Source organism: Niastella vici (assembly GCF_002077945.1).
GTDB classification, from domain to species: domain Bacteria; phylum Bacteroidota; class Bacteroidia; order Chitinophagales; family Chitinophagaceae; genus Niastella; species Niastella vici.
The window spans coordinates 20,857-32,176 of record NZ_LVYD01000062.1 but is presented as its reverse complement, the minus strand read 5'-3'; the positions used below and the strand labels follow the sequence as shown (position 1 = coordinate 32,176).

The following is an 11,320-nucleotide window of genomic DNA, read 5'->3' as shown; positions in this document are numbered from 1 at the left end:
CCGACTTTAGTCGGGATGCTCTGTCCAGAGCTACAGATCCAATATTTTAATAACGCTTTCGGAACCTATGACCTTCCCGACCTTAGTCGGGATATGCTCTGTCCAGAGCTACCGGTCCAATATTTTTATTAATGCTTTCGGAACCTATGACCTTCCCGACTTAGTCGGGATGCTCTATCCAACTGAGCTACCGGTCCGGATACTAAGGGTTTTGAACCTAAAACCTTCCCGACCCCTGTCGGGATGCTCAAAAATGAGCCGTTCGTTCAAAACTTACCCTTGCCCGATTTTTCATCGGGCCCGCAAAAATAGCTTTTTATCGATAAATTTCCTTGTCCTAAGCAAACTATTTCAATGAATTGATTCCCATAACCTTCAGGGAATCATTATTGACCGCCACCACTACCATTTTTTGGCCACCGGGGCGGCGCACCAACGCCATGTCCTTCACATCCCCACGCACGATAAACCCACTCCGCACCGGTGGTATGTCCAGAAAGTTCTTGTGGGCGATGCCTTTTAGAAAACAGCCATAGGAGGCATCATACCGGCCGGTCATTACGTCCGTCTGGTATTCGTTTCCTGCGAGTAGCAGGTCGGTTACCCCGTCGCCATCGAGGTCGTCGCACACAATGGCGTTCACCGGCGCTATTTGCGCCTCGGGGGGCAGCGGGTGAAACCGGAATTGCCCATTCCCGGTGTTCTCGAGCCAGCAACTGCGGGTTTCGGTGCAGGTGAAGCGGGTCAGGCTGTCACGCGGTTTGTCTTTGAAGATATCGTCGAACGTAGCCTGCGCATATTGCGCATGGTGAAGGTACTGCTTCTTAATAGCCGGCACCTGGTCGGCAAACTGCCGCCGGTTGATGCCGGGGTATAAACGCTTAACTCCGGTGTGGTCCTTAATATAATAAAACGGTATGGGGTCAATGCTGCCATTCCCATCCAGATCGGCAGCCACCAACTCCATCGGCGTTGAGTCGCTCACCTGGTAATCGCAATTCATTCCCAAATTACCGGCCACCAGGTCCATATCGCCATCGTGATCAATATCGGCCGCGGCCAAACTCCGCCACATGCCGGTCCTATTGCCCAATCCGGTAGCCTGGGTAATCTCGCGCAAATGGCCATGGTCGTTTTTAAAGAACCGTACGGGCATCCACTCCCCTGCTATCACCAGGTCGGGCTGGTGGTCGTTGTCGAGGTCCGTCCATACGGCCGAGGTAACCATCCCGGGTGTCTGCAGCGCGGGGCATACTGCTGCCGTAACGTCGGTAAATACGCCTTTGTCGTTGTGCAATATATAGCTGCGCCCGGGCAAGGGATAGCGCCGCGTAACGCGGCTGCCAATAAACAAGTCGGGCTGGCCATCGCCATCGTAATCGGTCGCCTGTACGCAGCCGGCAATAAGGCGGATGTTCGATGGGATCGCCTTCGCTTCTAACCGGAAATGTCCGCTCCCGTCGTTCCGGTACAACCGGGGCGTATTATACGCCGAGCCTTCTTCCATTTGTACATTGCCACCGGTGACCAGCAGGTCGGCATCTCCATCGCCATCGGCATCCAGGAAAACGCAATCCTGGTCTTCTTCCATCTTTATACTGTCTGTAAGGGCCGCGCTCGTGAACTGTCCGTTCTTTTGCTGCATGAACAAACGGCCACTGAAATTAAAAGCACCGCCAACGAAGAAATCAGTGAGTCCATCCTTGTTAACGTCGGCGGTGGCTATATATGGACCCAACTGCGAATATTTCTGTGGCAACAACCGTTGCACCGCAAAGTCGTTGTAATTACTTTCTGTATGCTTATATGCCATGTGTGTGGCATCGGTGACATCTGAAAAAACAGCCAGCTGGTTTGCCGGGGCTGTTGCAAGCCGCGTTCCGGCCGGCTGTTGATCTATAACCAATAGCGAATCCACCACCACGGGCCGCAACACCTGAAAGGTATTATCGGGCCAAATGGTAACAATGGAATCGATATGCGTATGCTGTCCCAACCCAAACAACAGTTTGGTATCTACCGTTGAAAAATACCCGCGCACCGGGTTCTGCTCCTGTACCTGCACCTCATCGCCGGTATATACTTTTACTTTCGCGCCAAACGCATGGCGGTTGGCGCCATTTCCTTTCAGGGCTATACTTATATAATGATTTGTTACCGGCTTCTTCTTTTCATTGGTGCCATTGATGAGTACAAAAGCTTCTTTATTGATATTGTTCACCACCAGGTCGAGGTCGCCATCATTGTCGAGGTCGGCCCAGGCCGCACCGTTCGACATCGACGCTTCGTTCACCCCCGCCTGTTGCGACACATCGGTAAACGTATAATTGCCATTGTTGCGGTATAAATAATTGCCTAACTCCACATGATGCAACGAGGCCAGTTTTTCATTGATCAGTTTCCGCTGTTCCCGTATATCGCTTACACGGCCCATTACGGTTGAACTGAACTCGAGGAAATCGGCATTGATAAAATCGCGCCCGATGCCATTGGTAATGTGCACATCCTTCCAGCCATCATTATCAAAATCGGCCATCAACACGCTCCAGCTCCAGTCGGTATTGGCAATGCCGGCCATTTCGCCGATCTCACTGAAGAACGGCACACCGGATACACTGCCATTATTCAACTGCATCATATTGCGCATATACTCGGGCTCATAGCCATATGAACGCTCTGCCTGGTAGCGCTCATAGTTCATCACACTCCAGGTAAGCTTGCGTCGCTCATTATTCTCAGGCATCATATCGAGCGTTACCACATCGGGCAAGCCGTCGTTATTAACGTCGGCCGCATCGGCGCCCATGCTGCTGTAACTCTGGTGTTGTATCGATTTCGCAATACAATTGGTGAACGTACCATTGCGGTTATTCAGCCACAATTCATCGTTCGATAAAAAATCATTGGCTACATAGATATCGGGCCAGTTATCATTGTTGAAATCGCTCACCACCACGCCTAATCCATATCCGTCTTCTTTGATATTCGCCGCCATTGTTACATCGGTAAATACCGGATGCCCGGCAACCCCGTTACCATCGTTGCGATACAATTTATCATTGGCCGGTGACCGGCCCGTTTGATCGCGCGGATAAATAGTATTGGCATTGCCGCTGCTGAGCAGGTAATTCGTGAGGTACATATCGAGGTCGCCATCCTTGTCATAATCAAGGAACACCGCCTGGGTACTGTAACTGGTATCGGCCAGTCCGTATTCTGCAGCCGATTCTTTAAAAGTGTTATTGTGTTGGTTAATAAACAACAGGTTGGCGGCGCGCTGCAGCAAATTCTTTCCAAACACACATACATAAATATCGTCGTACCCGTCGTTATTGATGTCAACCACACTTACCCCCGTTGCCCAGCCTGTAGTACCGCAATGGGCGCTTTCGGTAATATCTTCAAAGCGGTTATCCCCTTTGTTAAGATACAGTTTCGAGCTTACCTGGTTACCGGTGAAATAAATATCTTTTAAGCCATCGTTATTGAAATCGCCAATACCCACTCCCCCACCCATGTAACCAAATTCATTGATAAAGGAATGCGTGCTGTCGGTCTCGTTCACCTGGTTGATGAAATGTATATTGGTAGCTGTTGAGGGCAATGACCTGAACAATGTATCTTTTTGTTCTGTAGTACAAGCTGCCAATAGTACGAATACAGATAAAACCAGTGAACGCAGATAACAGCACGCGGGCGATGAAAACATATAATGTATTTCTGATTTCGAGATTTCGGGATTTCGAGATTTCGACAGGTTTTGCCTTTCAGACAAATCTCAAAATCGCTAAATCCCGAAATCGCTAAATTTCTTATGCTTTTGGCTTTTAATTAATACCCGCCATTCTGTTTATTAATTCCACCCGAAGCCAGCTGTGGGTTGTTGTCAATTTCCTGTTGCGGAATAGGCAGCAGCTCGTCGCGGCCGGCCTTGAAATATGACAGCGGATCTGTCGTGAAATATCCCTTTTTGCGCCAGCGCAAAATATCGCGGTTACGCACTTCCTCATCGCCCAGTTCTACTGTTCTTTCATGCATAATGGCGCGCGTAACGGCTGTTTTATCTCCTGTTGGGTATTGCGTGGTGGGGTAATGCGGCATGTTCACCCCGGTGCGGTCGCGCACCTGGTTCAGGTAATCAACGGCAACGTCCTTATTGCCCAGCTCATTTTCACATTCGGCCAGCATCAACAGTACATCGGCATACCGTATGATGCGCTGGTTATTGCCACCACCGGCGCGGTCGCCGCCCTTGCCATGTTTATAAATGATCATGAACTTGCGCCAGCTTATTTTTTTGGTAACACCGTTCAAAACAGATGAGTTTCCGTTTTGGTCATCATCGGTAAGCACCGAAGCACCATTGTTATACTTATCGCCGGTTTGATACACCGTCATGGCAAAACGCGGATCGGTTTTCGCAGCCCCGGTGGCCGTATTCTCAAATTCATTCAGGAACCGGTTCGATGGTATAAGGTTACGCCACGCAATAGGCGAATATTCCTGGTTGCGTACCGTTCCCTGGGCCTGACTGGGATCATCGCCGTTTGGCCCTGTTTCGCCACCCCAGTTGAACGTGTTGGGTTTGTTCTCAAAGAACACGGCTTCCCAAATGGATTCCTGATTGAACTCTGTTTCTTCGAGGAAGTTATCGCTGTAAGGAATATTGATGCTGTACAGGCCTGAGTTCTTCACGGCCAGCAAGGCGTTTTTGGCGGCGCCGTAATCGCCTTTCTGCATTTGCACCCGGCCCAACATGGCATTGGCTGCGCCTTTGGTTACGCGGCCACGGTCTGCATCGGGATAGCTGGGTGGCAAAGCGGCTGCGGCATCGGTAAAGTCTTTTATGATCTGCTCATAAATGCTGGCTTCCGTGGCCCGCGGCTGAAACTGGCTGGGTGATGTTACCGGCTCCAGGTACATAGGTACCGGCCCCCACATTGACACCAGCTCAAACAGCGCCCATGCTCTGAAGAATTTTGCTTCTCCTAAGTTCCGGTCGCGCAGGGCCAGATCGCCGGTAACGCCAGGTGCATATTTTATAACGGTATTGGCCCGGTGAATAGTGGTATACAATCCGTTCCATACGTCACTCATCACCTTGTTATCGGGTGTGGTGGCGCCGTTCAATATTTGCGCCCGTGGTACTTCCAGCTGTCCCCCACCCGACGATACATCGTCGCTGCGCAGGTCATGTATGAAGAACCATTCGCGGCCTATCAATGATCCTGAGTGAACAATAGAATAAATAGAGTTAGTCCCTTTCAGCAATTCATCGGTATTGCGGAAATAGGTTTCCAGCGTGGGATAACTGGGATTCGTTTTATTGAGTTGCTTTTCACAGGCAATGATCGTTACCACCATTAACAAAGCGACCCCGATACTATACTTTATATACTTAGGTTTCATAATAGTCAATTGTTTTAAATAAAGCATCCGGTTAAAAACCTACCTGCACACCAAACTGGAATGAACGGGCGGCAGGATACTGCCCAAAATCGATTCCGTTGGTAAGCGTTCCATTAGGCAGTTTGATATCTTTCGATCCAACCTCGGGGTCCCAGCCTTTGTATTTGGTAACCGTCAACAGGTTTTGGGAAGAAATATACACCCTGAAGCTGCTGATGGTGCCATGTACATATGTTTTCAAAAAGCTGCCCGGGATCGTATAGCCTATCATGATATTTTTTAACCGCAGGTAAGAACCATTTTCTATCCAGCGCGTAGATGGGCGTACGTTCTGATTGGGATCGCCGCTAACGGCCCTGGGAATATCGGTATTGGTATTGGAGGGCGTCCAGGCATTCAGCACGGCTGTACCGGCGCCAAATAACCGCGGCATGCCTTCCCTGATGATACGGGCCGCATTAAAGATCTTATTGCCCTGTATGCCCTGGAAGAAGATGCTGGCGTCAAAATTTTTATAATTGGCGCCGAAGTTCACGGAATAGGTATAATCGGGCAGGTAGTTACCGAGGAAAGTGCGGTCATCGGCAGTGATCTGTCCATCGGGTTTGCCATCAGGTCCGCTGAGGTCCCTGAACTTAAGGTCACCTGCTTTTGTTTTGTCGGTCTGGAACGGACTGCTGGCCACTTCGGCATCGCTCTGGAAGATGCCATCAACAATATACCCATAGAAAGATTGTATGGCTTCACCGGCCTTGGTACGGGTAATAGGTGCGCCGCCACCAAAGTCCTGGTCACCGCCATTGTCGATGGTCGCATTTGGCGTATTCAGACTGAGCACTTTATTGGTAATAAAGCTGATATTACCGATTACATCCCATTGAAAATCGCCGATATTCTTTTTATAACCCAATTGCAGGTCGAATCCATTATTCTGCATAGCGCCTACATTGGCCAGTACTCCGGCGCGTTCAAATCCGAATGAACCGGGTGTTGGCACGTTCAGCATCAGGTTATCTGTTTTACGGCGATAATAATCGGCCGATAAAGTGATGCGGTTATTGAATAATCCCAGGTCAACGCCAATGTTCAGCTGCTTTGTTTTTTCCCACTCCAGGCCAGGGTTCGAGATGGCATTATAAAAAGAGGCGTTACCGCCCGATGGCATGGTATTGTTAAAGGGATAAGTGGCGCCATTCAACGCTACTATCGCCTGCCAGGGATAATCATTCGGCAGTTGTGAATTGGCCAGTTTGCCAAAGATGCCTATACCATTTAAACCGGTTACGCCATAACCGCCGCGCAACTTTAATTCAGAGAGCTGTTTGATCCCGCGCATGAAGGGCTCCTGGTCAATACGCCAGCCTACTGAGGCGGAGGGGAAATTGGCGAATTTATTGCCCGGCGCCCACACTGATAATCCATCGCGCCTGATGGCTGCACTCAGCATATACTTGCCGGCAAACTCGTAGCTCAACCTGCCTACATACGAGATCAGCAGGTTCTCGCTTTTGGTGCTGAAGGCTGCTACATTCGTTGCGCCAAACATAGTTTCTATATCATTGGTGGCCTGGTTACCGGTCATTTGCTCTCCATACGACCGGGTACTCTGCGTTTCATATACGCCGGTAGCGGTGAAGTGATGATTGCCGAAAGTTTTATCGGCGGTAAGCTGTTGGGTGAACAATAAGGTAGTGATGGAGGTGCGCACGTCATCGACTGTTGCTAATGGATCGCTGCGTCCCTTATCATTGTAAATAGGTTTGAACTGGTGCTGGAACAGGTTCACATGGTCAACGCCAAAGGTGGAACGGAACTTCAACCAGGAGGTGAAATTCACATCGGCATATACAGTTCCAAGCACTTTAAATGTTTTGCGAACCGCATTGCCCAGCAGCACCGCATCTTCAACCGGGTTGGTAGGGTCGGCGCCATCTACACTATTTTCAGCCCCTCTGTACCCACCCTTTGTTGTGGGGTCATACACTGGTAAATAAGGCAGGTTACGAATAACATTCACTAACCGCGTACGGTTTCCGGTGGTATTGTCGTACCGTTGTTTTGAATACGACAGGAACAGGTTCTCCCCCACATTGAATACGTTGCTTATTTTGTGTTCGGAGTTAATGCGGTAATTGCCCCGTTCATAATATACGCCTTGCGAAATGCCATCCTGTTTGAAATAACCGGCTGAGGTAAAAAAACGGCTGAGGTCATTGCCGCCACTTACCGATAAATTATGCTGCGTGAGCACGCCGCTTTTGAAATAGGCGTCCTGCCAGTCGGTATTCGTTTGCGCATAGGTTTGCGTGGTACCATCATAAATAGGCTGGTTGAAATTGGCGGGCTGTAAACGGGGTGGATGGCCTACACCCCCTGCTCCATTCAGTGCTGCTTCATAACGCAGGTATTGTTCTGTATTCAACAGATCGATGGTTTTCCAGGGCCGCTGGGTGCCTACATAACTATCGAGCGTCACTTTCAGCTTATTGCCGCGTTTGCCCTTTTTGGTGGTAATGAGCACAACACCGTTAGTGGCCCTCGATCCGTAAATGGCAGCGGCACTGGCATCTTTCAGCACTTCTACCGATTCAATATCGCGGCTATCGAAATTGATGAGGTTAGCGGTGGGAAATCCATCGATAACATATAATGGGTCCGAAGCAAAGTTAATAGAGCTTACCCCGCGGATGCGTACAATGGGCGATTGGCCCGGTTCGCCGTTGTTGGTAACCGTTAAACCGGCCACGCGGCCCTGCAGCGCCTGTTCTACACTGGCTACGGGTAATTCATTGATGGCTTTTGTATTAACGGAGGTGATAGCGCCGGTCAATGAACTCCGCCGCTGGGTACCATACCCCACAATGATCACTTCGTTCATGTTGGTTTGCTCGGGCTGTAGCCTGATGTTGACAGTGGTTTCATCGCCGATCTTTACGGCATATTGCTTGTAGCCCACCATCGAAAACTCCAGCGTTTCGCCCACATCGGCCTGTATCACGAACACGCCTTTTTCATTGGTGCTGGTACCGCGGGAAGTTCCCCGCACCAGTACCGAAACCCCGTTCAGCGGTTCCCCGTTGTCGTTGGTTACCTTACCCGTAATGTTCTTTGCGGGTGATTCCGCATCGAGCAGGGACTTTCGCGGATCGTCGGTCATGAACATGGCGAGGCTGTAGGCTTCGCCCTTTCGCATGAGCACGATCTGGTTGCCCGATACAAAATACAACACGTTCAATGGCGACAATAAAATTTCCAGTACTTCGCCCAAACGCTGGTTGCGGGCAGCCAGGGATATTTTCTGCCGCACCGGGATGCGTTGGGAACTGTATACAAATTTGAGATCTGTAATTTGACTGATCTCATTCAGTACTGTTTTTACTTCCTTGTTGTCTGCAACCAGGTTAATGCGCTGATTCAGAACTTCCTGCCCGTGTACCGGGCGGGCATACATAATACCGGTAAAACCGGTGATCAATAATAATGGCAGCAATCCTAATCTCATAAACCGGTAGATTAACTGGTTAACGAGTACTTTTTTCATAAGTTTGTACTATTAGTTGGTTAAAGCAATCCGTTTTAATCAATGTTTGTCCCGCAACCTTCAAACCTGCAGGACAAATTCTCTTAGCAACCCTGATATTGGTGCAAACAATGTCAGGGTTCTTTTTTTGTTTTTCTATGGTGGTAACCTGGTCATACTATTTGGTTTATAAATAAATTAAAACAGTCATTTTCTATTTTTTACTTTCTACTTCTTACTTCCCCTTCAACAGGCCACAACAGCCTCAGTTATTACTGCGGCCCGTTTATTTACACCCGCTTGACTCTATGACCACCTGTCCGTCTATCACTTCATAATGCGCATCGATGGCGCTGCAAATGAGCACCAGCTTGCGGTAGAACGATTCATTGGTAAGGTCGGCGGTAACGGTGCATTTTTTCAACAGGTCGCTGTCGAAAACGATATTGATGCCATAGGCCTTACTAAGGTCGCTGAACACTTTATCTAACGGGGCATCATCGTATACCAGCGTTTTTTCGGCCACCGGCGGCGCTATCATTGCGGGATTGTTGAGCAATACCTTCTGGAATTTTTGTGCGCTCCTTTCATATACCAGCTGCTGGTTGGGGGTTAAAATTATTTCGCTGCGGGCCCGGGAAGCAGCTGCCGCCTGCGCATACACAGTCACTTTTCCGGTACGTACGGTAACCTGTATGGTGGTATCTTTTTCGAACGACCGAACGGTAAAACTGGTACCCAGCACTTTGGTCACTATTTCATTGGCAAACACCCTGAAGGGCCGGTGCGGATCTTTGGTGACCTCAAAAAATGCCTCGCCCAGCAAATACACATCGCGGGTAACGCCGTTTTTGGCGGTATCGGCGGAACCGAAGGTATGGGCATAACTGACTCGGCTCCCCGAGGCAAGGGTAAGCCGGCTTCCATCGGGCAGGGTGAGCACCAACGGTTTTCCGGAAGTATTCACATGCTCAATCAGTTGTTTGGCCGCCACCATGGTAGTATACGCGAACGGGGGAATGCTGTTATTGCGAATAAAGAAATACCAGGCGCCGGTTGCGCACAACAGCACTACTGCTGCGGCCGCATACCAGCGTTTGAAAGAAATGACCATGCCTTTCCGGGATACAGGCTTCACCTGTTCCTTCGTGATAGTATGCAATAACCGGTTCACCTCCAACTCTACCGTTTGCCCGTCAATGGCGGTTTGTTTGAACTGTATTGATTCCACGATGCGCCTGGCCGTTGCGATCACCAGGTGTTTATCGGGGTGTTGTTGCAGCCAGCCGTTCCAGAACAGGCTGTCTTCTTCGCGCTGTTCGTGTACCCAGCGGATAAAGTCCTCATCTATTACAAAATCTGAAATATCATAAAGCCGGAAATCCTTCATACTTCTCGGTTGTACCAGTAAGTTCCCGTTACCGCGAAATCCTACTGGTGAAAACTGAAGTTTGTTAAAAAAATATCACTCCCGGTTATAAAAGTATCACTGGCTGGGTGGTGAGTGGGCTGTTACCGGTTACCGGGTCCCGGTTACCGGTCAGAAATTTGGAGAACCCGATTATTTGTAAAGTGATGGGTATTCAGGTCCCTGGCAACAGGTAACTGGTAACCTGAAACTTTAAACCTGCAAGGGTGGCAATTAAATCAGGACATCATTCTTTCGCCTGTTATTGATTAAATAACTCCGCCTGCCACAGGCTTCGCAGTTTTTGAATGGTTTCGTGCAGCAGGTTGTAAACACTCTGGCGGCTGAGGTTCATCAGTCCGGCAATTTGCGCATGATCGAGGTGTTGATAAAACTTCAGGTAAATAAGCTCATGCTGTCGTTTCGACAATTGCGACATGGTTTTGCGCAGCACCATGGCCTGCTCATCAGACAGCTGTTTGTCAATGATGAGTGTTTCTACCGACAATTCCTGTAAGAAATCGTACGCTTCGCCCGGTTCAAAGGAACCGGTCTTTATGGTATGCTGGTGCAGTGATTTAAGCACCTTGTTCTTTACAGCACGCAGTAAGTAATAACGGGGCGATAAGATTGAAGCGGCATTTTCTCTTCGTTGCCATAAACTAATAAACACCTCCTGTATACAATCTTTTATAAGGGCATCGTCGCTGGTAAAGCGGGCCCCATAATTGTACAAGGCGGTATAATACTTTCTCATGATGGCAGCCAATGCCTGCTCGTCGTTTTGTTGCAATCGTTGAAGCCACTGGGCTTCTAACTGTGTGTCATTATTCAACATCAGCCCTTCGGATAGGTTACATTATTCGCATTTCAAAGCGTACAATATTAAGGCTTCCTTGCAATTCAATGCAAAAAAAATGTTAGCACCTGGTAATCGTAGGAGTTACATAACAGGTAAATTAACTATATCAAATAAATTCCCT

The 11,320-nt window shown here is 49.1% G+C and carries 5 protein-coding genes; all 5 read right to left on the bottom strand.

What is annotated here, in order from left to right; all coding sequences use genetic code 11:
• Positions 1-346: 346 nt before the first annotated feature.
• The 5 genes from A3860_RS28505 to A3860_RS28485 all read right to left on the bottom strand — a co-directional run bounded on the left by A3860_RS28505 (position 347) and on the right by A3860_RS28485 (position 11,175).
• Positions 347-3,709, bottom strand: a complete 3,363-nt coding sequence (locus A3860_RS28505; RefSeq protein ID WP_081153101.1) for a VCBS repeat-containing protein — start codon at positions 3,707-3,709, stop codon at positions 347-349.
• Positions 3,710-3,831: 122 nt separating this feature from the next.
• A complete protein-coding gene (locus A3860_RS28500; protein WP_081153099.1) occupies positions 3,832-5,409 on the bottom strand; it encodes a RagB/SusD family nutrient uptake outer membrane protein in 1,578 nt (525 codons plus the stop codon).
• 31 nt (positions 5,410-5,440) lie between these two features.
• Positions 5,441-8,911 (bottom strand): TonB-dependent receptor, encoded by a 3,471-nt coding sequence (locus A3860_RS28495; RefSeq protein WP_245843650.1) that lies wholly within the window; start codon positions 8,909-8,911, stop codon positions 5,441-5,443.
• A gap of 304 nt (positions 8,912-9,215) precedes the next feature.
• Positions 9,216-10,319, bottom strand: coding sequence for a FecR family protein (locus A3860_RS28490; RefSeq protein ID WP_081153091.1), 1,104 nt, complete (start codon positions 10,317-10,319; stop codon positions 9,216-9,218).
• Between the two features lie 280 nt (positions 10,320-10,599).
• Complete coding sequence (locus tag A3860_RS28485; RefSeq protein ID WP_081153089.1) at positions 10,600-11,175, bottom strand: RNA polymerase sigma factor; 576 nt, start codon at positions 11,173-11,175, stop codon at positions 10,600-10,602.
• Positions 11,176-11,320 lie beyond the last annotated feature (145 nt).